Genomic DNA, 26,996 nt, shown 5'->3' on the forward strand with positions numbered 1-26,996 from the left:
ACACAAGCAATGATCAAATTTTTCTATATGTCCATCGGCATGACAAATATCTACAATGACCATAATTGGTATTCTCTCTATGCTATATATCAATTAGTTCGGAAAAGAGAAAAAACATATTAATATCATCCGGTGATAACAATAGATGACAATCATGAGGCAAAACGAGGTCATTATCAGAGTAGCCGGTGCAGCCGGTGACGGTGTGCAGTCGGCTGGTGAGATCCTGGTGAGAACTTTTGCAAGAAGTGGGCTTTACGCCACATCCTACAATTATTATCAGGATATAATTAGGGGTGGTGAATCCTGGTATCAGGTGCGTGCTTCTGACGTTAAGGTGAAGAATCAGGGAGACGGTCTTGACATACTCGTGGCACTGAACCAGGACGGTGTTGAGAGACATACAAATCCAGATATAAACGAGGGCGGCGCTTCTCCTCTGGGAAAGGATGGAATCGCAATATTCGATAACTCGATCAAGAATTACACGAAGAGAGATACCAACTACTGTCCAATGCCGCTCGCCGATATAGCGGCGAAGTACAGCAAGAATACGCTGCTGAAGAATACTGTTGGTCTTGGCGCAGCGATAGCGGCATCGGGAATCGATTTCAACATCTTCGCTGACGTGATAAGGGATCAGTTCGGCAAGAAGGGAGATATAGCTGAACTGAACGTCAAGGCGGCAAAGGAAGGCTACGATTATTTCCTAGCAAATTACAAACCGCTTGGAAAGAAATTCAAATTCGGAAAGAAGAAGTACATGATCTCCGGCGGTATGGCCGTTGCACTGGGTGCTGTGGCCGGAGGACTGAAGATGTATGTTGCCTATCCTATGACGCCTGCATCATCAGCCCTTCATTTCCTTGCACAGCATGCCAAAAAGTACGGTGTTTTCGTCAAGATACCTGAAGACGAGATATCCGCTATAAACACGGTTATAGGCGCCAACTATGCTGGCGTTCGTGCCATGACCGGTTCCTCAGGAGGAGGCTTTGCCCTCATGACCGAGGCCGTGGGTTTATCCGGCATGACCGAGGTACCTCTAGTAATATATGAGGCGCAGAGGCCAGGTCCTTCCACTGGCCTGCCCACTAAGACGGAGCAGGGAGATCTCAATCAGGTTCTTGGTGCTTCGCAGGGTGATTTCCCGAGAATAGTGTTTGCTCCCGGCGACATAGAAGAGGCCTTCTATCTCACGAGGGAAGCCATGAATATAGCGGAAAAATACCAGACGCCTGTTTTCATAATGTCCGATCTGTATCTGGCCGAGCATTACGATACCATAGACAGCTTCGATTTGAACTTCACGATAGATCACGGGCTCAGGGCCAAGGACAATGAGCAGGATTACAAGAGGTATCTTATAACTGAAACGGGCATATCGCCGAGGGCAATTCCCGGACAGCCTGGAAACATGCACAACGAGGATTCAGATGAACACAATGAATACGGAGACGTCGTCAGCGATGCTGTGACCAATCCCCAGGACAGAATAAGGATGATGCAGAAGAGAATGCGCAAGATGGACACATACATAGAGGAGATGAGGCCTACGCCCACATACCATATAGAAGACGCAGAATACGTGATAATACAGTGGGGAAGTACGAAGGGGACTGTCGAGGAGGCAGTAGACATACTCAGATCAAAGGGCATAAAGATAGGCGCCATAGAGGTCAAGAATGTGTTTCCGCTGAATCCTGACATAGGTACTCTCCTCAAGAACAAGAAGAAGATCATAGCGGTTGAAAACAACTATTCTGGGCAGCTTTCAAAGTACATATCAGCTCAGTTCCTCGTAAAGCCAGATCTGATAACGAAGTATGACGGCGAGGCGTTTTATCCAAATGCGCTTGCTGACGAGATCGAGGTCAGGATTGGCAAGAAGAAGGAGGTCATAAGGGAGTGATCATGATGAACATGAACGATTATAAGAACAAGAGGGTGCCACCAGACTGGTGCCCTGGCTGTGGTAATTTCGCGCAGCTTTCTGCAATAACGATGGCTCTTGCTGAATTGAAGATAGATCCTAAGGATGTGGTTGTGGCATCTGGTATCGGATGCTCATCCAACATGCCTGAGTTCCTGAACACATACGGCTTCCATGGCCTTCATGGAAGGCTTGTTCCATTCGCAGCTGGTGTAAAATGGGCCAACTCAAAGCTGACCGTCATAGCATACGGTGGAGACGGTGACGGCTTTTTTGAGGGCACTCAGCATTTCTACCACACCGCAAAGAGGAATGTTGATATAACGTACATGGTATCCGATAACCAGGTCTTCGGTCTAACGACCGGGCAGGCTTCGCCTACCGCACCCATAGGGCTCAGAACAAAGACAACGCCGGACGGAAATATAGAGACTCCGTTCAACCCGATAGCCTTTGCGCTGAATGCTGGAGCCACATTTGTTGCGAGGGCATTCTCAGGAGACGTGAAACACCTTAAGGATATAACGGTTCGCGCTATAAAGCACAAGGGCTTTTCCTTCATAGATGTCATCAGCCCATGCGTTACATGGAACAAGGAAAACAGCTATGAGTACTTCAGGCCCAGAGTCTACCACCTTGAGAATAACGATGTCACAAACTTCGACCAGGCATATAAGCTCGCCTTTGAATGGGGCGATCACATACCAATAGGCGTTTTCTATGAGGTGGAAAGGCCAACATATGAGGACCTTGACGAGGTCCTAAGGGATGGGCCACTCATAGAACAGAAGGTACATACGCTTACCGAAGAGGATCTGGAAGAATTTGCATAATTCTTCAGTCCTTTTTAAATTTTGTTAGGTAAATTGCAAATAATATTGTTCCGGCTATCAAAATCAATATGCCGATTGATTCTATATAAACATTCGAATATGCAGTTTTTTCAATCTTCGTTGAATAGATCAATGAAGTATGTGAATTATTTTTTGCCAAAATTTGCACATCATAAGGGATGTTACTATATTGTGCCGGAAGGAATATATTGTAATTCGTTCGTGGTTCCAATGTGATATTTTCAATTAACTTTGTACTGATCACGGTTACGCCAGTAAAATTCCTGTACTCTGAAATTATGTAAATACGTATCCATGTGGTGGAATTGCCTGTTGTTATGGAAAGGTTTGATGGTATTCCAAAGAAGTTATATAACGTAATGTTTGAACTTCCATTGACTGAATAATCTTCGATTGAATAACTATGATATATCGGATGCTGGGTATAGGAATAACCTATAATACCAGATCCAAGTAAAATCAGCAATACAGATAACGCTAAGAGCTTCATTCCAGGCCTCTTCCCGTCCAGGGGCTTTCTATTCTTTGCTATTTCTATTCTTATTTTGGAAATTCTATCAATCCCCGTGCTATGTTAGAGATATGAAGCATATCCATTAATATTATGGTCACAATATTCCAGGAAACAGCACATTAATGGAACGCAAGTTAAATAAGACTACTAATTGAATTAATTTGGAGATCTGATAAACTCGATAAATTTTCAATCAAGAATGTTAGGCATATATAAAGTTGGTATTCCTATCATAGTGCATAACAATGGGCAAACTTAAAATAAAGGCTGTCTAATGTGTTATTTTGACCTCAGTTATATCAAAGGTTCCCTTCGCAATGTTGGTTATTCCTATTCAATAGGCTCACCTGGAGCGTATGATAGTCAGTTGAGTATTTCTTGGATTTATATAATTTCTAGCATATAATTGTATTAAAGCACCTAGATATTTTATTATCGATTATTAAGAACGATGTTACGTGAAGCGTTAATTATAGAAACCATGATAAAACTGCGTCTTTATCTTCCAATCTCGAGCATTAAATTTTGGGCATATAATGAATTTTCGAAATCATAATTGATCTATAAAAGACAATAGAATAATGCTTAAGAGAAAATTATGGCAATGCATTAGATAACAGAAGTCACGAAAATAATTGCCTTTATCAAGTGCATATATGATGTAATAAGATTTAAATATCTAAATTTACATAAACACCTGCATAAATTGGAGGATAAGAACATGGAAAGTAATCAGCCTAATATTCCTCCTGTTGGACCGAAGACGTCCAATACGAAGTGGTACGCGATAATAACAGTTCTTGTTGTTGTTATCGTTGTCGTAAGCGTATTGGGCTTCTATCATCCGGTAACAACAGGATCTAGTGCAAAGGTAGTATCTGCCGAATCATCAGCGGTGATAGGCCAGCCCTATAACCTGACAATACAGACCAATGGAGCTTTTAGCAGTATAACAGTATACTGGGGAGATGCTACGACTTCGATCATACCATATAGCGGTAGTGATAAGGTAACAGTTTCTCATGTATATAATAATCCGGGGAACTATTATATTTACTATGTCGTGAACTTCGGCGGATCAGTTTATCAGAGCACTAACTCTCTCATATCGGTTACATCTACTAGCACATCATTACCTAGCGAGGAATCAGTCGGTGATATAGCTCTTGTTCACAGCACTTCTTCACCACTTGTAAATCAGACCCAGCTTTTCAAACCGATGACGAATCTATCCTATGTTGTCGGTTACTTCACCCCACCAGCAAATACCAACTATGAGGTTGTTTCTCAGGTGGTATATCTTTATAAAAATGGATCTCTTGTAGAGAAAGTGAAAATGCCCTATTACTACAATTTCACCGATCAGGCCTACAAGTTGCCACCAAGCCAGGCATATTTAAATCTCACCAATCTTACCTCTGGATATTATGAGATAGGCATAGCTACCTATACTGGTAGTCTGGGTTACGAGAGTTTTCCAACAGCAATATACAATAGCACCATAATGGAGTATATGAAGAACCAGATGGCTTTCTACAATTACAATTCAACGACTGGTATGACGTCCATGACGCTGGCGAACGGTACTGTAACGTTAATGTTAGTCAGCCTTGGTTATCTCAAGGGAACTGAGGTTCAAAACTACGCGGGCACTGTTTTAAACTATGTATCACCAACCATTGTCAAATATACCAACGTTGCAAAATTAAATTATAGTGCGGGGGCATCTGTGAACTATCTTAAGGGGCAGTACGCTAATTTGAGTGCAAACGATTCATTTATGCTAGTTGCAAATTCAAACTTGGCTTTTATACCTATGACTAACGTTACATTTGCGTCTGGTTCAATGCTGAATATTTCATCAAATGCATATTACAATATAAGCGCAAAATCTGGCGTCATGTTCATGAAGAACGCTACAGCTTATCTCAACCAGACACTAAGATTCCCGAAGGCTAAAGGTAACGGTGTAAATGTCACTGTAAAGGCAGGAAACTCTGTAATGATCCCCAGTGGAACTACTATAACGTTTACCACGTATGGGAACTACACCTCATCAGGAAAGCTTTACTCTGTTATACCTGGTACACCTGTTACTGGGCCTATGCTGCTATATTTCAACAATACAACATCGTTTGAGACTTCGTCAATTGAATTAATAGGTGGAAGTGCACTATACTTCGACAATAACACGGAAGTAGAACTCTCTGAGCATAGTTTAATGGTGTTCGCTGCGGATTCAACCCTGATGAATCTTACATCGGCATCAGTTCTGGGAGGTTCAAAATTGACCTTTGTGAGCAAAGCTGAAACTGAATTTATGACGAATTCGACTGTAACATATGAGGCATCATATAACACGGTATCTTACGCGGCAGGAAGCGTCATCAACTATCCAGCAACATCTGGAGTGGGCCTCAACGCAGAGACCAATTTGACGTATGAAGTGAATACATCGCTGCTATATGTCGCCCCAGTGAATGTAAAGTATTTGGGTCCGAACGATACAGTAAATGTGACGCTTACGATACAAACTACTGGAATGACGACATCGCCTATAATAACCGGTGAGCTCAATGCTACGGCTGGCGTATTCCATACATTCTTCTATCAGGATCTGGTTATTGCACCCAGTGCTGCACTCTACACTGTCACAACCGCAGTGACCACTTTCGTAAACGCGGAAGCGGAAACAGGAGCATATAAGACGCTGGATGGTGCTATAGCTTATGATACAGTCAGTGGAGAGATACTTGAAAATGTGTATCAGTTCCTAGTGATGTATAACGGATCCTCATCAAGCTCATTCGTACCACAGCTTGCAGCATATCTTCCGACCACATCTAACGGTGGTATAAATACAAATTACAAGAACTATACAGTTACTACGCCTTGGCATACAACATATACGGTCCACATCAAGCCGTATGAGAACTATACGTTCCACATAAGGGCCAACGCGACCTGGCAGAATGGGCAGCCCGTAACAGCATGGGATGTCTACTATTCATACATAAGGACTTTGCTGTTCGATGCAGGATCGCCAGAGACTCCGGGCTGGATAATAGCCCAGGTGCTCTTACCTGGTAATTACTACACTTCAAATACGTTCTGGAATATAACCCAGAATATGACCGTCAATAATGCGACGAACAATATAACATTCCACTTCCAGAGACCTTTAACACCTAACTTTGTGTTCGAACTATTATCCGCAAGTGGAGACTTCGTCATGGATGCAAACTGGATTGTCGCTCATGCAACTGCATCACAGCCAGCCCTTGCATGGAAGGCGGGACTAACACCTTACGCATTACCATGGAATGCTACTGGCTTCAACGAATACAAAGCACAGGGGAGTGCGTCCGACTATAACGAGTACTTAGTGAACAATGTTATGGCTGATGGCCCATACGAGATAGACTACATCATTCCATCATCAGCAGTTGTTCTTGTTAAGAACCCCAACTTCAATCCACCAGGCCCATGGTTCCCAAGGGCACATATAGACAAGGTCGTCCTCGAATACATAGGAGAGACCTCAACGAGATACCTGCAGCTGAAATCTGGGTATGCCCAGACTGGCGGAATACCGACCAGTGATTGGAGTCTGGTTGAAGGTCTTAATGCCTCTCACATAGACTATTATCTATCAAAGCCTTCGCTGAGCATATTCTGGTACAACTTCAATACCAATGTCAACACGACCATGCTATCTACGCTTGACAAGTCAGCGAATATGCCTTCTGCCCTCTTCAGTGTCCTCCAGATAAGGAAGGCCTTTGCCTATGCATACAATGAGAGTCAGTATCTTAACAAAGATGTAGGAAATGCTGTCTACAATGTTACTTTCGCCATACCCTATGCTGGGATGTTGGATGCTGGAATGCTTGGCTATCAGTCAATAGCTGAGCTCAATGCAGCGACGAACCATCAGGTACCATACTTTAATCTAAAGCTTGCGACTGAATACTGGCAGGAGGGAGTAGCCACTTGGAATAAGCTAGTATACAACAACACGCATAGCAGTGCTTACAATATAACGACTGCTTCAGACGGCGATTACGAATATATGGGAGCTCCGCTGAACATACCGATAATAATATTCAGCGCGGATCCTGTTGACCTAGCCGGGGCCACACAGTGGGGTACCTATCTCTCCTCATTCATAAAGGGCGCAACCTTCCCGGTGATACCGCTTGCGTTCCCGAGCATACTGGGATACCAGGTACAGGGTCAGAACCCGATGCCAATATACGAGCTTGGTTGGGCTCCAGACTACCCATACCCGACAGATTACCTGGGACCGATGGCATTGCCCGAAAATTCTACGACGTATCCTGGTCCGAATGACATGACTCCATATTGGATCGGATACAATACAAGCAATCCTGCAAGGAATACTACTGAGGCAAGGTATCTTCAGGAAATGATAGGTTACTATGACAACGGCACAGCTGCATCCAATACCAGCGTTGCGCTGATGTGGTTCCATAAGATGAACGAGGAGCTCATCAATATGACGTTCTACGTATACATAGAACAGGCCGTCGACTTCCAGATAATATCTGATAAAGTTCCTAAGAGTGTAATGATAGATTGGGAGCAGAACGTCATGTGGACCATAGGTGCGGGTGATCTACTGTACAACTATCTGTACTATAAATGATAAGGAATCAGTGTGTAATAACTTATAATATTTTTTATAAAAGCTATTTCTTTTATTTTTCTCGTTTTGATATTTTTCTATGGATTCTATTTGTTGCAAAATTCTTTTATACTGCATTTCGATGAATGCATATGGAGTTACGTTTCTTTATCATCAGAAGAATACTCCTCCTGATACCAACATTGATAGGCTTGACTCTATTGACATTTATACTTATGAGAGCTCTTCCGACATCCCTTCTACTTTCTCAATACGTCAATCCTCACAGTACGTTGCCTAGATCGGTTCAGATCGCACATGCCAGGGCATTACTGGGTCTCAATTATCCTGTTCCTGTTCAATATTTCTTCTATTTGGCTGCTCTCTTTCATGGTCAATGGGGCTTTATGGTAAGTAATTTCTATACTGGCCCTGTTCTGACAGGCATTGAAGAATTTTTCCCTAACACGCTTCAACTTACGATATTTGCGGTCATACTTTCGGTCTTGATATCAATTCCTTTGGGAACCTATATTGGATCAAAGCCGAATTCAGTAGCTGATCACGCTGGGAGGATATTCTCACTTGCCGTTTACGCTATGCCAGCTTTTGTTCTTGCGCTTCTTTTTCAGATAGTTTTTGGAAGAGGTGCTATTACTGGCAATCCACTTGGCATATTTCCGATATCTGGTACGTTCAATTATGCATTGGTTCCATTTCCGGTCCCATCTTGGTTAGTATCGCCAAACACCAGTGCTCTTGTAAGCCATCCAACCCATCTTATAATATTTGATGCTCTGATTCATCATGACTATGCAATAGCTTATAGTGGGCTTCTACACATTGTGCTTCCAGTGCTAACTTTGACGTTAGGGATACTTGCTGGTATTGTAAGATTCCTTAGGGCAGGAATGATGGATAATATGAGGCAAGAATATGTGAAGACCGCTCGCGCTAAGGGTGTTCCAGAGAAAATCATAATAAAAAGGCATATAAGGAAGAACGCCCTCATTCCAACTGTGACAGTTCTAGGTTTGCTATTTGCCAGTCTTCTGGGTGGAGTTGTTCTGATTGAGGATGTCTTTGACTATCCAGGGATGGGCCTCCTGGGCATAAATGCAATTACCAGCTATTCTATATATGGCGTGATGGGCGTAACCCTGGTGTTTGGCCTGGTTCTTGTATTTGCAAATCTTATCGTAGATGTTGTATATGCTTTCCTTGATCCGAGGATAAGGTACTGAGGTGCAGTAAATGGCAGAAGTAGAGGTGTTCAGAACAAAGCGTAAAGAAGAAAAAAAGAGATCGGCAAGGCTCGAAGATTTCTTGTTCACTCTTAAATTAATAATGCATAACAGGATAGCCTTTGCCGGTCTGATCATAACGCTTGCGTATTTCGTCATAGCAATAATAGATTATATAGATCCGAGATGGCTCGGCGTGTCAAATCTCAGCGATGCGCTGGCATTTCTTCACGGTAAAGCGTATTATCCCAGCGCTACGCTGGTTACTCCACCAACATTGGCCCATGGCTGGTATTATTGGTTAGGTACTACGGAATACGGCATACCTATACTCCCCGATATGCTTGCTGCCTTGAAGGTAGACTTGACGCTTTCCGTCGAGATAGTTCTAACTGGCGCATTGATAGGGCTCATACTCGGCACGGTATCCGCTTACTATGGCGGTCTGATCGATGAGGCGATGATGAGAATAACTGATATATTCTTCAGTATACCTGCTCTTATTCTTGCATTGGCCATAGCGTTCATTATAGGCTTGACATTCACAAATATAGCGCTCGCCTTCATCATAGTTTGGTGGCCCATATACGCTAGGTTAGGTAGATCTCTGACTTTGTCTATCAAGAACATGAATTTCATAGAAGCAGCCAATGCTGCTGGGTCTTCTTCAGCTAGAAATATATTCTATCATGTCATTCCAGGAGTACTCTCACCATTGTTTGTTCAGTTCTCGCTGGATATAGGTACTGTGGTACAGCTTTTTGCAGCGCTTGAATTCCTGGGTGTGGTTCCTGTAGATCCATTCCTTCCTGAACTTGGAAGGATGATGGTCTGGGGCGAGACCTATCTGATATATGGCAAATGGTGGGCTGTTATTATACCTGCTATATTCCTAATGATTTTTACAATATCAGTCAGTTTACTTGGGGACGGTCTTAGAGACGTTCTCGATCCGAGACAGAGGAGATGATGATGATTCAGGAGGAACAAACTAAGGAAAGAGAAGTTGAACCTGTCGTGAAGGTTTCTAACCTCGTGACGCAGTTCTTTACATACAAAGGAATTGTTAAGGCTCTTGATGGGGTCTCATTTGAGATAAAACCAGGTGAGATACTCGGGCTTGTGGGTGAGAGTGGTTGCGGTAAAAGTGTCACTGCAACCTCTATCATGGATCTCATACCGGATCCACCCGGTAGAATAATATCTGGTTCGATTTATATAGATGGCTTCAATACATTGGCGGATCTCGACAGGCAGGCTAAAATAATCATAAAATCAGAGACAAATGTAAAGGTAAAGAGAAATAAACGTTATATTAAAAGGCACAACTTTATAATGTCTCATATAAGGGGCAATAAGATCTCTATGATATTCCAAGAGCCTTCATTATCAATGAATCCAGTTATGAGAATAGGCGATCAGATCATTGAGGCCATCCTTTTGCATAGCAAAATAGAGATCGCTGATAGTATCATAAGAAGAGAGACCATGACAGATCAGGATATTCAGAAATTCTACGATGAAGCAATAAAGATAAAGAAGCATTTGGATCTGAGGAGATTTGTGCATCAGTGGTCTCAGGATTATGGAGTAGCGGAGGCAGAGGACGGCCTGATAGAGATCATTGAAAGGAACGATCAGAACGCAATGCAGGAACTTAGAAATATAATAGATGAGCAGAAGACAAAGATAAATCTCAAATATATACAGCAGGAAAGAGAATATGAAAGATATAACAACATGCTATTTGACCTGAATCTTCAATTGCTTGAGGCTGAGAGCAGAAATGATGCGCTGAAGATCAATGAACTGCGCAGCCAGATAAAGAGAGTGCAGGCTTATATACGATCCAGATTCACTGGATATAGATTCATCAAGAGGTTCATCGGAAGGAAGATAGAGGAACCATTTAGAAAGGAGGCCAGAAGAAGGGCACTGGAACTACTTAAGCTGGTTAACATTGCAGGTCCTGATCGCGTCATAAACTCATATCCACATGAGCTGAGCGGCGGAATGCTGCAGCGATCCATGATAGCTATGGCTCTATCATCGAATCCGAAGATCCTCATAGCAGATGAACCAACAACTGCCCTTGATGTTACTACTCAGGCTCAGATTCTTGATATCATGAAGGATCTCAACAGGGTTACCAAAACATCAATACTATTCATTACGCATGACCTGGCAGTGATAGCTGAAATGTGCCATCGTGTTGCTGTTATGTATGCCGGCAATATAGTTGAGGAGGCACCGGTTAGAGAGATATTCAAGAATCCGAAGCACCCATATACAGTAGGCCTGTTGAAGGCCATACCGAGACCAGATGTTAAGGTTAACAAGTTTGAGAAACTGGAATCCATAAAGGGATCTGTACCAAACCTGATAAATCCGCCATCCGGATGCAGGTTCAATCCTAGATGCCCCTTTAAGATGGATATATGCGAAAGAGAAAAACCAAAGCTTGTGGACATAGGTAATGGCCATAAGGTTGCGTGCTTCTTATTCGAAAATCAGGGTGGAACCAAAAAGGAGGCGGAATGATGGAAGATGAGATTATACTATACGTCTCGCACCTGAAGAAATATTTCGATATTCCGAATGGACTTGGAAGAAACCTTGGGTATGTCAAGGCAGTGGATGACGTCACATTTACCGTGAAGAAAGGTGAAACGCTGGGAATCGTTGGTGAAACTGGATGCGGAAAGACAACCCTTGGTCGAACCATACTTCAACTGACTAAGGCCACGGACGGCAACGTTTATTTCCATCTGGATCAGGATATAATGCGAAGAGCAATAGAGATGGAGGAAGAATACTATTCTCTCAATCAGAAGAAGGAAAAAACTGAAGAAGATAAGAGAAGAATAAAGCAGATAGAAGAGGAACTAATACCGTTTAGGAAAAAGTATTCGCTTACAAAGATGAAGCCTAAGGAGATCAGAGAATACAGGAAATACATGCAGCCGGTTTTTCAGGATCCATTTTCGTCGCTGGATCCGAGAAAACTCATAAAGGACATCATAGCAGAGCCCATGAGACTTCTCACGAAGATGAGCAAGGACGAAATAATGGAAAAGGAGAAGGAACTTATCAACGAGATAGGGCTAAGCGAAGACCATCTCTACAGATTCCCCCATGAGTTTAGTGGAGGGCAGAGACAGCGTATAGGAATAGCGAGGGCAATATCTATTGAACCAGATATGCTGGTTCTTGACGAGCCAACTTCTGCTCTTGATGTTTCTGTGCAGGCCCAGATACTCAACATGCTCAAGGAGATCCAGCAGAGAAGAAATCTCACATACCTCTTCATCTCGCATCATCTTAACGTGATAAGGAGTATGTCCGATCGCGTGATGGTGATGTACCTCGGAAAGGTAGCCGAGATAGCTGAGACGCACACGCTGTTCACCGAGATGTTGCATCCATATACGAAGGCACTGTTATCTGCCATACCGATACCGGACCCTGAGACAAAGAAACAGCATATCATTCTTGAAGGTGAAATACCGAGTCCAGTGAACCCACCGAAGGGATGCTACTTCCATAACAGATGTCCTGAGGCCATGAGAAACTGCGGATGGTCTCCTAGGGATCTGTCTGAGCCGATAAGAGATGCATTTGATGTGTTCAGGAATCCAGAAGCAGAGGCTCTACCTGAAATCTCAAAGATCGTTATTGACGAAGATAACAACGTTCTCCATGTCAGATTTTCAAACGTCGTTCAAGAAAAAGATAGAATAATGTCTGTAGTCAAAGGGATAATAGACAAGGAATCGCTGGGCAAACGTGGCATAATGTACAAGGCCATCGAAAATATTTCATGGGAACCGGATGGAAAGTCGATTGCGATCAAGATGATCGAACCAGATATTCCAAAGCTGATAGAAGCCAAGAAAGATCACTATGTTGCCTGCCTTCTTTACGAGGTCCCCGTCAAGGAGGAACTGACAAATGCGCCAAGTACAGATAATTGAGAGGGAGGAAGAGGAAGAAATAAAGGAAAGCAAGCAGCTTACGCAGAGGGAAAAACTTGAATACATATTCGGCGATTTTCTGCGAGGATTTTACTTAGTAGGTTGTCTGTTTCTGGATATACTAGTGGTCGGTTTCTCTGTAAGTTTCATCCCTAATTTTTCCTTCTATGAAGCTGCAGTTTCTAACATTTTTGGACTGAATCTGCTGTTGTTATATTCAGTAATCGCTATCGTCTTTTTAGAATGCATATTAATATATTATCAAGCAAAGGGATTCAAAAGGTTTTTCCTAAGAGAAGGCCATTATCTATAAAATAGTAAAGGTATTCTCAAAAGGGAATATCCTTCACCCTCCTCTGTTCTATATATTTTATGTGTCTCTTCTTGATGTGATTGAACCACCAAATCTTTCCGATGAGTGTCGCTGCCTCGAAGTTTCTGTCAATTGATGGCTCAAGGAAGCACTCTGTGAAGCACTGGTTGCAATGATTGTCGTATATTTCCCATTCAGGTTTTTTGTTCAACACAACCTCCACGTGATCAAAGCACGGATGTACTTTTCCCCTGTAGTCTGTATAGAATATTTCCTGACCAGCCTTGCACTGTAGCTTTGACTTCCCATCTATATAGTTCACAGCTTCCAGATAATAGGATCGCATATTCCCGAACACATGCCTGTGATAGTTCTCATAAGCATAGCTGAAAGCCTGTCTGATCATATCGTTTGTCACCTGAAAATCCTGGAAATAATAAGCATCTTGTTCGGGGAAGCACATTGAGAGCGGAACACCAAGTTCATTGTTTGCAAATTCTGCTATTTCTCCAACCTTAAAGTAGTTGAAGTTGGTGACAAGCATGTTGGCTGTAACGATCTTCACGCTGTTTTTTGCCTCCTTTATCGTAGAAACGACCGTATCGAATATCTTCAGTCCCCTATACTCATTATGTTCCTCAGGGACGTTGCTGTCGAGAGAGATCGTGACAGCATCCAGATACGGATATAGCTTTCTGAGCACATACGGATTCGTTCCATTGGATGCTATATGGGTAAAAAAGTGGTTTTCCTTCAGCTTTCTCACTATATCCACAACGGATTTGTTGAGTGTCGGTTCGCCACCGGTCACGGATACTATCTTAATACCGTTTTTCTTCATCTCCTGAATGTGTTTATCTATCTGATCTTCTGGAAAAAATATCTTACCCTGCCAGGCATTGCAGCTTTTGCATCTGAGGTTGCAAAAGTAGTCAATATTCCATATCATGGTTTTCATATACTCACGTAACCCAACAACTAATTTAATTTTTTTAATTCATCATCACGACAAATGCTCTCGGAATTCGCATTTGATCCGAGAGTCATCATGGAATGCATATTTTCTTGATATATTTTTCGTGCATCAGAAATATTGATTTTTGAATGCCAAATTTATATATGCATTAAATATATTCATTCAATGGCTGAGGAAGATCTGATACTGCGCATTAACAGAGAACGTTCGTATTATAAGGCGATGATCTTTCAGATAGAGGAGGAAATTGAATATTTAAAGGAAAATACTGCTCAGATCTATGACGATCTGAAGACTGTGAATAGAGACAAACAGATGGCCGAAAGGATTATAACATGGCTGGAGAGGGCCATTAATGAATAGGTTGCAGGGCATCAGGAAATGTATAAGCATAAGCGAAGAGGATCTTGAAAGAATAAAGGCAGATGAGAATCTTTCAAAGGCAATGGAAGAATTGATTGATGTTTGTGAGCAATATCAGGAAGCGCTGAAGAAAAAATCTGATATCGAGTCGAAATATGCCTCGGCAAAATATTCGCTGTTCTCGGCTTTGGAGGATATGAAGCGCATGGCAATACAGATCTCAGGTCTTATGGAATATACCAGGATGAGAAACATGGAGATACCGGATAATATTTTGGATTCAATATCATATATAATAGAAAAATATATGGTCACGCGGATGGATTAGGTATATCCCTCAGATTCGGATCGACATAATAGGTCATCAATACATCGTCTACGAATTGTCCCTCTATGATGAACTGTTTTTTTCTGTAGCCTTCCACCTCAAAGCCGATCTTCTTATAAGCATTAATTGCGTTGATATTCGTAGAAAAAACTTCCAGATTTAGTTTTTTTATTCCCTGATCCTCGCACCACTCAATTGCCTGTCTTATCATCTTTGTGCCGAGGCCCTTATGCCTGTGCCCTGCCATGATGGCGATGCCGAGGCTTCCGGTATGCTTGTTCTTTCTGTATATGCCGCGCTGTACGGTCAAAACACCTACAACTTTCCTGTCCAGGACGGCCACGAGCGTCAGATCATCGAGGCTCTTTATCCTCTCTTGCTCAGCTCTCTCTGTGAGCATATAGTATTCGCCCACAAGATATACCTTCTCATCCATGACGCTTTGCATGCAGTTTATAATACCGGCGGCATCACTCGGCTCAGCCTTTCTGATTACGTATTCATGTGTGAGTTCAGTAGGTTTTTTCCAAAGCATTCGATTTAAAAAATGTAAAACAACTAATTAATCATTTCTTTTGAAGCATCCTCTTTACCTGCTCTAGGATTGCATTTGCCTCCTCTACGGCTTTTTCTGCATCGCCTATTATCTGATCCTTATGCTCTATGAAATCTGGTGTCAGTATTGCACCCTCCCTTGACGGGGAAATTATGTTCTCCTGCTCCAGTATACGGAGAGAGTACCGTATCTTGTGTTCAGGAATTCCAGTCTCCTGAGATAGTTTTATTATACCAATGGGCTGCTCCTTCAACAACACATCTATGACTGAGATATGCCTTCTGAGAGTCTCCATGTCATTTATGAGCTCCCTGAATATTGAGTATTCCTTCATGTTCGTATATCACATGCTAGCATATATTTTTATAGTTATCCTACAAAATGATCAAAAATTGGTATTTTCTCGGTTCTCTAAAAATATTTGGCCATAATTTGCGTGATCCACAGTGTTGAAACCTTCAGTTCTCAGAGAACCTCAGGGTATGATTGAAAATTCTCCATGATACGATTGAAAAGTCCCTGATCCAAAAAGATCAAATCCATGCTCTATCTGTAGAACTCATATTGTACATCTCGATATTGCGAGATCATGAATTGATTCAGCAATAGCCGACCGATCCTTCTGGCCTTTCATCCATCCTATAATCCCTTGCACATCTTGAAAGATCAATGGATACCGTAAACAATGGAATACTGACTCTGATAATGATCCAGCACCAGTCCTTTAGTCAAAACTTATCTTTACATCATTGCCGTCATAATCCACTATGATTTTCTCACCTTCCTTTAGACTGAAAGAACCGGTGCTATTCAGTATTTTTTTCATTATAGCTAGTCTTTCCTCAATGTATCTATCAAATTTCGAGGGATCTTTAGACAGCGCTCTTATTCTCTGTGCATTCAGTATGAGCGCAGCTTCGGTCTTCAGTTTGAACCTTATGTTTTCATCGAAGGATGCCAGATCATAGATCTCTTTGGGCAACTTATATCTCACATCTTAAAGGAATTATTAATCATATCGATGGTCGTAGACGGTTCTTCATCCTCAAGAAGTTATATCGTTCATTGAAATGCTCAATGGGTGCATCTTCTTTATGATGTTTTTAATGGATATGTGAATCAATAACTGATGCATTGTTTCCTCATTGCGATGGTGAAGAGATGTCCGCCAGTCTTTGCCATGAAACTTTATGATTCTATTGGACATCATGGATTATGAATGTTAGGAGGATAGATGACTATACCTACATGATCGATAAGGAGGATGATATGCTGGTGCCGGGTATAGTCTATTCCAGCGAAGCTCTCTTCAAGGAAAGCATTGATGAGGGGTCGCTGAAGCAGGTTATGAACGTTGCAAAGCTTCCGGGTATAATTAAAGCGTCATACGCAATGCCAGATATACATCTTGGCTACGGATTTCCCATAGGTGGCGTGGCTGCGTTTGATGCTGAAGAGGGAATAGTTTCTCCGGGTGGCGTCGGGTATGATATAAACTGTGGCGTTGCTCTCGTTTCAACGGGTCTAACTTATGAAGAATTCAAGCCGAAATTGAAGGTGGTCACCGATGATCTCTTCAATGAAATCCCAAGCGGGCTGACCTCAAGGAAAGGCCTTAAGGTTTCATCCTCTGATCTCAGCGAAATACTAAGGTTCGGCCTGAAATGGGCTATGGATCATGATCTTGCCATACGTGATGATTTGACTCATACCGAGGATGGTGGTTCCATAGAGAATACAGGATCAAACGTATCCAAGGCAGCTCAGCAGCGTGGAATCAGCCAGATAGGTACTCTGGGTGCCGGGAATCACTTTCTGGAGGTTCAAAAGGTCTCCGATATATTCGATAAGGATGCCGCGAGTAGATTTGGCTTAATGGAGAACGAAGTCACCGTTATGATCCACACCGGATCAAGAGGTCTCGGTCACCAGGTGGCAACGGACTATATCAGGATGCTCAGAGAGAGCGATCAGGCAATAAGGACTTCAGATGCTGAACTCATATCCGCCCCCATAAAATCCCCCCTTGGTGAAAAATATCTGGATGCAATGAGATCCGCTGCGAATTTTGCCTTTGTCAACAGACAGATCGCCATATACCGTATTCGAGAGGTCTTCGAAAGGCACTTCGGTGTAAGGCCAAAGCTGGTATACAGCCTGGCGCATAACATAGCTAAGGAAGAAACTCACACGGTTGACGGTTCAAGGATAAGAGTCATTGTCCATCGTAAGGGTGCAACTAGGGCATTCCCATCTAATCTCTCTTCATCGCCTTTTGAAGATACTGGTCATCCTGTACTAATACCAGGCAGCATGGGAACAGCTTCATACGTACTTGTTGGCCTTCCAGATAATTTGACTAAGTCATTTGGTACAACTTGCCATGGGGCAGGTCGTGTGCTGAGCAGAAGCCAGGCTGTCAAGAGATATGCTGGTATTGTGGAAAAGGAGCTGGAGAGGAAGAGCGTCTATGCAAGGCCTGCGACAAAACAGGTGTTATACGAAGAGGCTCCGGAGAGCTATAAGAACGTCGATGAAGTTGTCGAAGCTGTATATGGGGCTCGCCTGGCAAGGCCGGTTGCCAGAATGATACCGCTATCCGTGGTGAAGGGCTGAAACCTTATACTCATAAATCAGAACATTTCCTTGAGGATATGCTGAAACGCTGATGGAAAAATCAAAGAATTAACGATTATCCTTGAAGAATCATACGTTATGCTATCAATGGTGTCAAAAATATTGATGGCTAGGTATCTTCTAAATTGATCGTTAATGATACATTGACAAATGATGTCAGGGAGGGGCAATGATGCAGAATGATCACAATATTTATAAGAAAAGTTTTGTTTAGCCCAAAAAAAGGGAGGATATCGGTGAACAAATCTACAATTGCTATTGCTATTGTTTCAATAATAGCATTGAGTTCCCTTGCGGGAATGAGCTTTGCCATGACGCCACAGGCTGGCTATGCCAATATAACGGTATCGTATTATGGAGGGCCAGCAAAGGTACCGGTAGAGGTACTCAATTTCAATGGAGTTGTTGTGGCGTCAGGAAGCGGCCCGCATCTTAATGTTTCTCTTCCATATGGTAAGTATTACGTCCAGGTTCCAAACTATATAGGGCCGGGTTCCACAGGAAATTTCACGATATATTATGAGAGATCAGTGGCATTCAATCTCACCTCGCCATATATGAACGTGCCAGTCTCGTTGACCGCGTTCCCCACCTATGGAATTAACGTTACATTCTCCGGCATTCCGAACGGGGCAGTAGTGCAGTTCCAGACACAGGATGGATTTGTGTTCAACCAGAGCAAGGTATTCACTAAAACCTACACATTCCAGCTTCCCATAAAAGTGCCTTTCTATGCCGTGTTGAATTACGCAGGTACAAATTCAACGTATCTGGAGGATCTCAGCAGTTCAACGGCAACCTTAACTATAAGTCCAATCACCGCTACATTCTATGGTTATCCAAATGTGAATTCTGGAACTGTGGTGGCCATCGATCCTGTAGCACCTTATAACTATACGGTTTCGCATTTTACAAATGGTTCATTTGCCATTTATGCTCCAGCAACGGATATAATACTGGTTGAATCGCCAGGATATCAGCCGTATGTTTTCAAATCGGCCAAAAACGGAGCATCGATTACCCTGACCAAGGATGTTTCGAATGTGTACTATAACTACAGCATAAGCCAGAACCTTCAGACGATGTACCAGAACATAACATTTCAGCTGAATAATGGAACGGCGTTCCCCAACTATTTCCCCAATTCAAGCGTTGGATCTCTATACTGGCAGATGAAGCTTGACGGAATAACAACAGCGGCACTTCAGAAATATTTCTATGGGCTCGCACAGAATTACACATCTAGGACATTTCTTGTAAATGGCGTTTATTATAATATAACTGGGGCGCCAACCGTAAAGGTATACAGCACTGATAACTCAGTCCTGGCCTATGTAAATGCCACATACAGAAACATATCGTCCGTCTCAGGCCTGAGCTCGGTTAATATTTACGTGTATGGTACTCAGAACACGCCTGGTTCAATACAGTACAATTTCAATCTGACATACCATAACAACAGCCTTGCAGTATCCTCGTCCAATGTTCCTCTGATATCCTCATACCGTTATGTGAAAATATCACCTCTCTCTGCAAACACAATGGTAAACCTGAAGTTTTCACCAGTACAGAAACCAGTGATATCGAACAATACCTACACGCTGTTCTGGAAGAACATGGTGTCAAAGAACTATATCCTGAACAATAATGCGTCTAATGCATACTACGTGGTACCGCTGAACCAGACGGTTTATATAAATGCATCCACGGCCTACTTCAATCCAGTAACAAATTCCAACGATTATACTCGGGCCAACTTCACATGGACCATAAATGGAACAACTGAATATGGCTACAATGTCTCTTACAAATTCTATGACAGAACCAATTCTGTCAGCGTAAGGGTGATGAGCCCATCTGGTGGTGTGGCCTATTCTAATTTCACAGTTGTAGGACTGAGCAACACAACACCCCTCACCGCCTTTAAATTCTCTGCATCCCTTAATGGAAAGGCCATAGGTGTATCACAGCAATATTACTCCGCTAACAATACGTATTTCATATCGCTGAGCGTTCCTCAGTCAGCAAGTGTGAGCTACAGCCTATATGGCACATCCCTCAAGGTATCATCATACAGCGTCTTTCTGATGTACAGCTGGCACTTCCCAGGCCAGACCTTCATAGGGCAGAACGTATCTTACGCATTCCAGCATCCGAGCATTGCACCAGGCTATCTGAATCAGTATGCGTATGCAAACGTTACCAGTGAAGTCGGAAACACAACGCACGTTATAATGCATGTGTACGTCAATGATACGACACCCCCATCTGCTACTTTCTTCATGACCTACAACGGAACTTACATAAAGAACCCGATAGCCGGTAAGACCATAGTGATAAGCGCAAACAACACAACGGATCCGTACTATCCATTCAGTCAGCTCAGGTTCCAGTGGAAGATAGAATATGTGAATGGAACCGTCGCCCAGCCTTCTTCTACAACCTTTACGAATATAACATCTATGAACATGAGCTATCTCGTTATACAGTTCAACACCGTTAACAGCATGATAGTGTCATTGAACGTGACAAATCCATCCGGCATATCTGGATATTACAATAAAACGGTCTCCATGATCGTACAGAGTCCGAGATTGGTTGTGAACTCAATATACTCACCAAAAGCAGCATATCAGGGTTCCTCCGCCAAGGTTTATGTTAACGTGTCTAACCTCGGGACTGTCAATGCATACGATGTCAACATAACTCTGTATGTGAATGGCAAGGTGGTTGGATCTACAACCGTGAGCGAGATCAAGGCAGGCAAGTCATACAATGCAACGGTCACTTGGGTGCCACCAACATCAGGAAAGATATCGCTTTATGCTACTGCCGAGGTTGGAAATGAACCTTCAGCATTCGTGAAGGCCGGTGCACTGACACAGGAGGTCAGCGTGAATCCGCCCGCCTACAGGACGCCTCTTATAGTTGTCTCGGTAATAGTCGTGCTTGTGATAATCGTCTACGTATATTACAGGCTAAGGTCAGGTGGCGGTAAATCAACTCAGCAGAAGACAACACAGCCAAAGACTGAACTGCCGAAGCAGCAGAAGAAGAAATAAAAACAAAATTTTTTGATGTTTTACATCTGTTCTATCATTTTTATTCCTATCAGATTGCCTGCATCAGACAGGATCTCCCTATACGCTTTGACTATCCGTATTCTCCTTGCATAGGTTGATGGATCTGCGCCGATGACCCTGCAGGAACCATAGAAATCATTGAATTTCTGCACAAGTGAGATGAGGTATCCGGCTATGAGATCAGGTTTGAGATCATTGGCAGCGTCCTTCAGATAGTATGGATATACGTACATCATCTTAACAAGTTCCGCCTCCTCTGGATCCATTTCCGTTCCATAGGTCTCTTCAGGTTCAGAGGCCTTTTCCAGTATGCTCGTGGCCCTTGCATAGGAATACATTATGAAGGGTGCGGAATTCGCCTCAAAGTTGAGGGCCTCATCCCACCTGAACGTTATCGGCTTCGGGGCGCTTACCCTTATTATGCTGTACCTCACAGCTGAGGTTGCTATCGCATCTGCGATCCTCTTTCTATCGTCGTCGCTTAGGTCCGGCCTCTTCTCGTTTACGATTTTCAGAGCCTCCTCATAGGTCTTGTCAACGAGATCCTGGAGCGTCACTATGTTCCCGCGCCTCGTCGACATCTTACCGGTCTCAAGCGTTATGAAGCTGTAGTAGAGAAAAGACAGCCTGTTTTCAATCCTTAGCATATGCCTCAGCACATGATCTAGGGATCTGGCATGATCCTTATGATCCTCACCAAGCACATCGATTATCCACTCGCTGTTCTCAGCCTTGAGGAGATGATAGGCAATATCTCTGGCGAAATAGAGCGTAGTACCGTCTTTCCTGGTCAGATATATCTTCTTTCCAGGAATCTCTATGAATTTAGCACCGTCGTCATCCTTCGTCTCAAGCATGCCTATTACCTTCTTCACGCTCCCATCTCTGAGTAGGTCGGATTCCCAGTCGAACTCATCGAACTCTATGCCGATCCTCTTCAGCGTTGAGGCAATACCGTCGAGCATAACGCCAGCGATCTTTCTCAGCATGCCATAGACCTCAGGATCGGCATTTTCATACCTTTCAATATTTCTCTCTATCTCCTTCTCGATCTCTGGATCCTTCTCGAGATCACGATATATCTTCTGATAATTCTCGAGGAGGCTGTCTATGGTCAGAGGGCCGCCATATCTGATATATGCCGTGTACAGGGATATCATCTGCTTTCCAGAGTCGTTTACAAAATACTGCCTCACAGTTCTGTATCCGTATCTGGACAGTATTCTGTATACAGAATCACCTATGATAGAATTCCTGGCCCTACCTATATGCAGTGGTCCGGTTGGATTTGCGCTAGTATGCTCCACGCTGACCCTGTCGCTCTCCTGGAAGACGTTTGGATAGATCCCGAATTTTTCAATGGAATCTATAACCTCATGAAGCATGTAGGGGCGCTTAATCCACACGTTTATGTAGCCGCCTTCGGAAGCCACCCTTTCAACATAATCCTTGCCGGAAAGCGATGTGATTATATCATTTATAACGTTTTCTCCCCCATCCGGAGACTTCAAGATCCTGAAAACCCTGACAGTTATGTCTGAATGACCCGTATCATCTAAGTATACATCATTCTCCGAGATCTTGAACCTCTCATTTACCGTATCAAATATTGATTTTCTCAAGTCCTGAAAAAGGAGCATGCGTGTTAATCAACACCGCATATAAAATTAATTTGATTCCTCAATCCTTGCGAATTTGGACAGTTCTTTGAAGAAACCTGGAAAGCTCTTGGATACCCTGGATTCGTTCTCTATATCTATCTCGAAACCGGAGACTGCGGCAGCGATTGCAGCGCTCATTATCATGCGGTGATCCTCATAGGCCAGCGTACCGGGGTTCTTCAGATCTCCCTTCTTTATGAAGAGATCCTTTCCGTTATCCTCAACGATTGCGCCAAATCTGGAAGCCAGGTCTATCATTGCCTCGTATCGATCGCTCTCCTTTGTCTTGAGCCTTGCATAGTTATCTATCTCGACGCCAGCGTCAGAAAATATGCCTATTACGGCCAGCGGCGGAGCAAGATCTGGGTTATGATCCGCATCCATGGTTATGCGATTCTTTATGCCCGGGAGAACCCTCACAGTATCCCTGTCTATGGCGAGGTTGTCCCTGAATATATCGAGCAGTACAGAATCAGGCTGAATTCGAGACATCCTCTTTATGTTGAAACGCATGTCCACCTCTTCTGACAGAAGCCCAAGAACCAGGAAGAATGCCATGCTCGAATAATCTGGTTCTACATCTATGGTCGTCTTCCAGACACCTGAAGGGTTTATGGTGATCGTGCGTTCCACATTGACGAAGTAACCAAGATCATAGAGAACTCTTTTCGTTATGTACACGTATCCTGGTGACCTCATGTTCTTCACCAGGAACTCGCCTCCGCCCTTCTTCGCGTAATAGAATATCATGGAAGACACGAACTGCGAACTAACACCGTCTATCTCCACATACCTTTTCTTGGACGCGGATCCGTCCACATCGTAGAATCCGTCCCCGTTGAGTGTGAGGCGCACATCGTTGGCTTCAAGAGCCTTAACGAGCGGTTCCATGGGCCTCTTTGCCAGACCGGGCTCGCCTGAAACATGTGTTATGCAGCCGGAAGAACCGAGAAGCCCCAGAACTATCCTGTAGGACGTTGCGGATTCACCAACGTATATTTCCTCCGGGCATCTCAGCGAACTCTTTATCCTTATGCTGCTGTCATTAACCGTTATATCGGCACCGGCCTTCTGAGCTATGTCGATGGCTATAGCGTCATCTCCGGTTATGGTGACGTAGTTCAAGGTGACGTTCTTGTTGAGAAAGGCCGATCCGAGTATATACCTCTGTGTGAAACTCTTTGACGAGGGTAGGACAGCGGTACCGCTGCCACCAGCTCCAAGTATTTTAACTGTCATATTTCCAGTAACGTATTCCCTGGTTGTTTATCTTTGTGACTATCCCGAAACCGATATCGGATCTTGCCTTGACGGCCGAGGATCTGTTCCTGAATATGCCGAAGACTGCCGGGCCCTTGCCGCTCTGTGATGAATACATCGATCCATTCCTCAGCATTTTGTTCATCACATCGAGGTTCAGGCCGAATATTGAACCGTAGATGAGGCCATTAGCCACAGCAGCATCAAAGACTCTCCCGCTGAATGCAAGGTTCTCAACGCTCCGTATGGAATTCACGTAATTACCGTCTATCCGCAGTTTTCCAGAGGAACGTTTGTCTCCATCTGCGCAAACCAGAACCGAGAATTCCGGAAGCATGCCGCGCCTCAGTATGCGCATCTTTCTGTTATCCGTGAGGCAGTAACCGCCGTACATGGCCTGGCAGAGGTCATCCAGCGCACCGGTTATTGAAAAGCCGGACATCTTTGATACCTCTGCGGCGGATCTCAGCAGATCCAGATCCGATATTTCCTTTCCGGAATATAGTGCCATTCCCCTGGCAAGTGCCAGTATATAAGCGCTGCTGCTCTTCAGACCGTAACCAGAGGGTATCCTGCTCTCGACGGAAAACCTGAAGCATGTGTCTATGGATAGGGACCTGCGCAGATCCTCAGATATCTTCATCTCACGATCGCATGTACCCTCCCTGACGGTAACTGTCAGCGGCAGATCGATTGAGAATGCACCGCCTATGCCGTCTATGAATGCGGATACTATGGAGATGCCTCCATGTGTTCTAACTCTGACGAATTTCATCAAGGGCCTCCTCTGAATACATCCTGAACAGTCTTTCCGGCCTGATGCCAAAGACAAGATCTAGGGTTCTCAGTCCCTGCCCTATGAAGACATCCATCCCAGATACGGCCTTTCCACCAGCAGCCCTGATCGACTCTAGAAATTCAGTCATAACCGGGTTGTAGACCATGTCTAGCCCTGTGGTTCCAGGCCTGAAGGAGAAGTATCTGAAGGGGTTTCCTTGGCCAAAAGTTCCAAGCGGTGTGCAGTTTATGAACATGTCGTAATCCTTATCGGTATCCTGAAGTATGCCTATACCTGAAAAATCCAGCTTATTTCTGGCCCTATCCACATTCCTGGTGATAACGTCAATCTCACGTGCGCCATGATCAAGCAGATATCTGATGACTGTTCTGGCTATTCCGCCTGTACCTGACACAAGCACGCGTTTACCAGTGACGCTCGCTCCATTCTTCGACAGCGCATAATCTATGCCATCATAATCCGTATTGTATCCCATCTTCAGGCCATCCCTGTTTATGACTAAGTTCACCGATCCGATCTCAGACGCAGTCCGGTCCAAGCGATCTAGAAACGGTATGACTGAGACCTTGTGCGGAATCGTGACGTTGAATGCCTCCATGAAGCCTGAGCTCTTCATGAATATCGGAAGGACAGAATCATGTACATCGATAGCTAGGTACATCGCATCGATGTCCTCATCACGGAATATCCTGTTGTAGACTATCTGACCAATTGAGTGCGATACTGGATGGCCAATGAGGCCTGTGATTCTATTTCCGCTCATGCTCTCTGATGAATGTGTTCAGCCCGTCGCTTATCATCCTCTCGGTCACCTTCATCGTTATCACGTTTCCGACCTCTGCAGGTACTGGCATATTTATGTAGCCCTCAGCCATCTTCTTGTCATTTGAAACGTATCTCACTATGTTATTGACGCCTATGTCTGATATTCTGACTCTCTCTATACCGTAATTATCTGCGAGCCTCATTATATGTTCGATGACATCGGGCTTCGTGTTTCCATATTTTTCCCCTATGTGGGCCTCAACCATCATGCCAGTTGCGACCGATCTTCCATGGCTTATCTGTCCCTTTGAAGCGCCCTCTATACCGTGCGCTATGGTGTGACCGAGATTTAGAACAGATCGTATTCCGTTCCTGTCATAATAGTCACGGTTCACTATGTCAGCCTTTATCTTTATGCTCATCTTCACTATGTCTGCGGAATGTTCGATAAAGTTGGACAGGCTTGTCTCTGATACCTTCTTGAACATGTCGCCACCTGCTATGATGCTGTACTTTATCACCTCACCCATGCCTTCCCTTATTATCTCCTGAGTGCTCTTCAGGAATTCCAGGTCATCGATGATGAGATAAGGGTTGTAGAACGTTCCGATGACATTTTTCACATCAGAGAAGTCGATGCCGTTCTTTCCGCCTATGGAACTGTCGACCTGCGCAAGCAGCGTCGTCGGCACAGCGATCATGCGTATGCCTCTTTTGTATGTAGCTGCAACGAACCCCGCAAGATCGCCCACCGTTCCACCCCCTACGTATACGAGGAGCGAATTTCTGCTGACCTTCTTCTCGACAAGCACTTTTATTATTCTCTGATAGTTCCTCAGGGTCTTAAGCGATTCTCCATCGTTGAGCGTTATCTTAATCGTACTGCTTCCATAATCTTCCAGTGGTGGAATTTTCGGACCGAAGAGCTCTTCCACCCTTCTGCTTATCATGAAGACGAGCGTATCATAACGACCAACCTCATCATTGATGTGGCCAGTGACGTTGTCCCCTATGACCACTGATATATTTTCTCCATTCATCGGCAGGACGAATCTCTGAGTATCCACATTTTGCTTATTGTTAAATGA

The 26,996-nt window shown here is 43.7% G+C and carries 21 protein-coding genes; 11 read left to right on the forward strand and 10 right to left on the reverse strand.

The features are described 5' to 3' along the window. Nucleotides 1-145 precede the first annotated feature (145 nt). Both DMB44_RS01350 and DMB44_RS01355 read left to right on the forward strand, forming a co-directional pair. On the forward strand, nucleotides 146-1,912 hold the full coding sequence (locus tag DMB44_RS01350; RefSeq protein WP_237265216.1) for a 2-oxoacid:acceptor oxidoreductase subunit alpha: 1,767 nt from the start codon (nucleotides 146-148) through the stop codon (nucleotides 1,910-1,912). 2 nt (nucleotides 1,913-1,914) lie between these two features. After that, nucleotides 1,915-2,766, forward strand: coding sequence for a thiamine pyrophosphate-dependent enzyme (locus DMB44_RS01355; protein WP_110640265.1), 852 nt, complete (start codon nucleotides 1,915-1,917; stop codon nucleotides 2,764-2,766). A gap of 4 nt (nucleotides 2,767-2,770) precedes the next feature. Here DMB44_RS01355 and DMB44_RS09225 read toward each other — a convergent pair whose 3' ends face one another. Then, a complete protein-coding gene (locus DMB44_RS09225; RefSeq protein WP_153280101.1) occupies nucleotides 2,771-3,277 on the reverse strand; it encodes a hypothetical protein in 507 nt (168 codons plus the stop codon). A gap of 745 nt (nucleotides 3,278-4,022) precedes the next feature. On the opposite strand from DMB44_RS09225, the gene DMB44_RS01360 reads away from it, so the two are divergent. The 5 genes from DMB44_RS01360 (at nucleotide 4,023) to DMB44_RS01385 (ending at nucleotide 13,167) form a co-directional block, all read left to right on the forward strand. Further along, on the forward strand, nucleotides 4,023-7,970 hold the full coding sequence (locus DMB44_RS01360) for an ABC transporter substrate-binding protein (protein ID WP_153280102.1): 3,948 nt from the start codon (nucleotides 4,023-4,025) through the stop codon (nucleotides 7,968-7,970). Between the two features lie 131 nt (nucleotides 7,971-8,101). After that, nucleotides 8,102-9,193 (forward strand): ABC transporter permease, encoded by a 1,092-nt coding sequence (locus DMB44_RS01365; RefSeq protein WP_161952073.1) that lies wholly within the window; start codon nucleotides 8,102-8,104, stop codon nucleotides 9,191-9,193. A gap of 10 nt (nucleotides 9,194-9,203) precedes the next feature. After that, on the forward strand, nucleotides 9,204-10,163 hold the full coding sequence (locus DMB44_RS01370) for an ABC transporter permease (protein WP_110640268.1): 960 nt from the start codon (nucleotides 9,204-9,206) through the stop codon (nucleotides 10,161-10,163). Beyond that, a complete protein-coding gene (locus DMB44_RS09385; RefSeq protein ID WP_161952074.1) occupies nucleotides 10,160-11,734 on the forward strand; it encodes an ABC transporter ATP-binding protein in 1,575 nt (524 codons plus the stop codon). Before DMB44_RS01370 ends, DMB44_RS09385 begins: the two co-directional genes overlap by 4 nt. Then, nucleotides 11,734-13,167, forward strand: coding sequence for an ABC transporter ATP-binding protein (locus DMB44_RS01385; protein WP_161952075.1), 1,434 nt, complete (start codon nucleotides 11,734-11,736; stop codon nucleotides 13,165-13,167). Before DMB44_RS09385 ends, DMB44_RS01385 begins: the two co-directional genes overlap by 1 nt. Before the next feature lie 329 nt (nucleotides 13,168-13,496). Here DMB44_RS01385 and DMB44_RS01390 read toward each other — a convergent pair whose 3' ends face one another. After that, nucleotides 13,497-14,438, reverse strand: coding sequence for a radical SAM protein (locus DMB44_RS01390; protein ID WP_110640270.1), 942 nt, complete (start codon nucleotides 14,436-14,438; stop codon nucleotides 13,497-13,499). A gap of 183 nt (nucleotides 14,439-14,621) precedes the next feature. Here DMB44_RS01390 and DMB44_RS01395 point away from each other — a divergent pair, with 183 nt between their 5' ends. Both DMB44_RS01395 and DMB44_RS01400 read left to right on the forward strand, forming a co-directional pair. Next, nucleotides 14,622-14,819: a hypothetical protein gene (locus DMB44_RS01395; protein ID WP_110640271.1), complete on the forward strand. Its 198-nt coding sequence runs from the start codon at nucleotides 14,622-14,624 to the stop codon at nucleotides 14,817-14,819. Next, on the forward strand, nucleotides 14,812-15,147 hold the full coding sequence (locus tag DMB44_RS01400) for a hypothetical protein (protein WP_110640272.1): 336 nt from the start codon (nucleotides 14,812-14,814) through the stop codon (nucleotides 15,145-15,147). The genes DMB44_RS01395 and DMB44_RS01400 overlap by 8 nt, the downstream gene beginning before the upstream one ends. Here the strand turns inward: DMB44_RS01400 and DMB44_RS01405 are convergent. The 3 genes from DMB44_RS01405 to DMB44_RS01415 form a co-directional block, all read right to left on the reverse strand. After that, nucleotides 15,131-15,682: a GNAT family N-acetyltransferase gene (locus DMB44_RS01405; protein WP_110640273.1), complete on the reverse strand. Its 552-nt coding sequence runs from the start codon at nucleotides 15,680-15,682 to the stop codon at nucleotides 15,131-15,133. The genes DMB44_RS01400 and DMB44_RS01405 overlap by 17 nt on opposite strands. A gap of 31 nt (nucleotides 15,683-15,713) precedes the next feature. Next, nucleotides 15,714-15,998, reverse strand: a complete 285-nt coding sequence (locus DMB44_RS01410) for a transcriptional regulator (RefSeq protein ID WP_369907610.1) — start codon at nucleotides 15,996-15,998, stop codon at nucleotides 15,714-15,716. A gap of 429 nt (nucleotides 15,999-16,427) precedes the next feature. Next, on the reverse strand, nucleotides 16,428-16,697 hold the full coding sequence (locus DMB44_RS01415; protein WP_110640275.1) for a hypothetical protein: 270 nt from the start codon (nucleotides 16,695-16,697) through the stop codon (nucleotides 16,428-16,430). 221 nt (nucleotides 16,698-16,918) lie between these two features. Here DMB44_RS01415 and DMB44_RS01420 point away from each other — a divergent pair, with 221 nt between their 5' ends. Together DMB44_RS01420 and DMB44_RS01425 are read left to right on the forward strand one after the other, a co-directional pair. Next, the gene (locus DMB44_RS01420) at nucleotides 16,919-18,319 is read left to right on the forward strand and encodes an RtcB family protein (RefSeq protein WP_110640276.1); all 1,401 of its coding nucleotides are present in this window, start codon (nucleotides 16,919-16,921) and stop codon (nucleotides 18,317-18,319) included. Between the two features lie 257 nt (nucleotides 18,320-18,576). Next, the gene (locus DMB44_RS01425; RefSeq protein WP_237265217.1) at nucleotides 18,577-21,402 is read left to right on the forward strand and encodes a CARDB domain-containing protein; all 2,826 of its coding nucleotides are present in this window, start codon (nucleotides 18,577-18,579) and stop codon (nucleotides 21,400-21,402) included. A gap of 20 nt (nucleotides 21,403-21,422) precedes the next feature. Here the strand turns inward: DMB44_RS01425 and argS are convergent, their stop codons facing one another. Genes argS through aroB form a run of 5 tightly spaced genes read right to left on the reverse strand, consistent with a single transcriptional unit; the run spans nucleotide 21,423 to nucleotide 26,975 of the window. Then, entirely contained in the window at nucleotides 21,423-23,063 is a 1,641-nt protein-coding gene (gene argS, locus DMB44_RS01430) for an arginine--tRNA ligase (protein ID WP_110640277.1), read from the reverse strand. Nucleotides 23,064-23,090: 27 nt separating this feature from the next. Beyond that, on the reverse strand, nucleotides 23,091-24,323 hold the full coding sequence (locus tag DMB44_RS01435; RefSeq protein ID WP_110640278.1) for a 3-phosphoshikimate 1-carboxyvinyltransferase: 1,233 nt from the start codon (nucleotides 24,321-24,323) through the stop codon (nucleotides 23,091-23,093). Then, nucleotides 24,313-25,119: a shikimate kinase gene (locus DMB44_RS01440; RefSeq protein ID WP_110640279.1), complete on the reverse strand. Its 807-nt coding sequence runs from the start codon at nucleotides 25,117-25,119 to the stop codon at nucleotides 24,313-24,315. Before DMB44_RS01440 ends, DMB44_RS01435 begins: the two co-directional genes overlap by 11 nt. After that, entirely contained in the window at nucleotides 25,100-25,906 is an 807-nt protein-coding gene (locus DMB44_RS01445) for a shikimate dehydrogenase (protein WP_110640280.1), read from the reverse strand. Before DMB44_RS01445 ends, DMB44_RS01440 begins: the two co-directional genes overlap by 20 nt. Further along, entirely contained in the window at nucleotides 25,893-26,975 is a 1,083-nt protein-coding gene (gene aroB / locus DMB44_RS01450) for a 3-dehydroquinate synthase (protein WP_110640281.1), read from the reverse strand. The genes DMB44_RS01445 and aroB overlap by 14 nt, the downstream gene beginning before the upstream one ends. Between the last annotated feature and the right edge of the window lie 21 nt (nucleotides 26,976-26,996).

Source organism: Thermoplasma sp. Kam2015 (assembly GCF_003205235.1).
In the GTDB taxonomy this organism is placed as follows: Archaea; Thermoplasmatota; Thermoplasmata; order Thermoplasmatales; family Thermoplasmataceae; genus Thermoplasma.

What these genes read in the sequence shown, in the direction of transcription:
- DMB44_RS01350 (WP_237265216.1), top strand. Translation starts at nt 146, where the DNA reads ATGACAATCATGAGGCAAAACGAGGTCATTATCAGAGTAGCCGGTGCA.
- DMB44_RS01355 (WP_110640265.1), top strand. Translation starts at nt 1,915, where the DNA reads ATGATGAACATGAACGATTATAAGAACAAGAGGGTGCCACCAGACTGG.
- DMB44_RS09225 (WP_153280101.1), bottom strand. Translation starts at nt 3,277, where the DNA reads ATGAAGCTCTTAGCGTTATCTGTATTGCTGATTTTACTTGGATCTGGT.
- DMB44_RS01360 (WP_153280102.1), top strand. Translation starts at nt 4,023, where the DNA reads ATGGAAAGTAATCAGCCTAATATTCCTCCTGTTGGACCGAAGACGTCC.
- DMB44_RS01365 (WP_161952073.1), top strand. Translation starts at nt 8,102, where the DNA reads ATGGAGTTACGTTTCTTTATCATCAGAAGAATACTCCTCCTGATACCA.
- DMB44_RS01370 (WP_110640268.1), top strand. Translation starts at nt 9,204, where the DNA reads ATGGCAGAAGTAGAGGTGTTCAGAACAAAGCGTAAAGAAGAAAAAAAG.
- DMB44_RS09385 (WP_161952074.1), top strand. Translation starts at nt 10,160, where the DNA reads ATGATGATGATTCAGGAGGAACAAACTAAGGAAAGAGAAGTTGAACCT.
- DMB44_RS01385 (WP_161952075.1), top strand. Translation starts at nt 11,734, where the DNA reads ATGGAAGATGAGATTATACTATACGTCTCGCACCTGAAGAAATATTTC.
- DMB44_RS01390 (WP_110640270.1), bottom strand. Translation starts at nt 14,438, where the DNA reads ATGAAAACCATGATATGGAATATTGACTACTTTTGCAACCTCAGATGC.
- DMB44_RS01395 (WP_110640271.1), top strand. Translation starts at nt 14,622, where the DNA reads ATGGCTGAGGAAGATCTGATACTGCGCATTAACAGAGAACGTTCGTAT.
- DMB44_RS01400 (WP_110640272.1), top strand. Translation starts at nt 14,812, where the DNA reads ATGAATAGGTTGCAGGGCATCAGGAAATGTATAAGCATAAGCGAAGAG.
- DMB44_RS01405 (WP_110640273.1), bottom strand. Translation starts at nt 15,682, where the DNA reads ATGCTTTGGAAAAAACCTACTGAACTCACACATGAATACGTAATCAGA.
- DMB44_RS01410 (WP_369907610.1), bottom strand. Translation starts at nt 15,998, where the DNA reads ATGGAGACTCTCAGAAGGCATATCTCAGTCATAGATGTGTTGTTGAAG.
- DMB44_RS01420 (WP_110640276.1), top strand. Translation starts at nt 16,919, where the DNA reads ATGAATGTTAGGAGGATAGATGACTATACCTACATGATCGATAAGGAG.
- argS (WP_110640277.1), bottom strand. Translation starts at nt 23,063, where the DNA reads ATGCTCCTTTTTCAGGACTTGAGAAAATCAATATTTGATACGGTAAAT.
- DMB44_RS01435 (WP_110640278.1), bottom strand. Translation starts at nt 24,323, where the DNA reads ATGACAGTTAAAATACTTGGAGCTGGTGGCAGCGGTACCGCTGTCCTA.
- DMB44_RS01440 (WP_110640279.1), bottom strand. Translation starts at nt 25,119, where the DNA reads ATGAAATTCGTCAGAGTTAGAACACATGGAGGCATCTCCATAGTATCC.
- DMB44_RS01445 (WP_110640280.1), bottom strand. Translation starts at nt 25,906, where the DNA reads ATGAGCGGAAATAGAATCACAGGCCTCATTGGCCATCCAGTATCGCAC.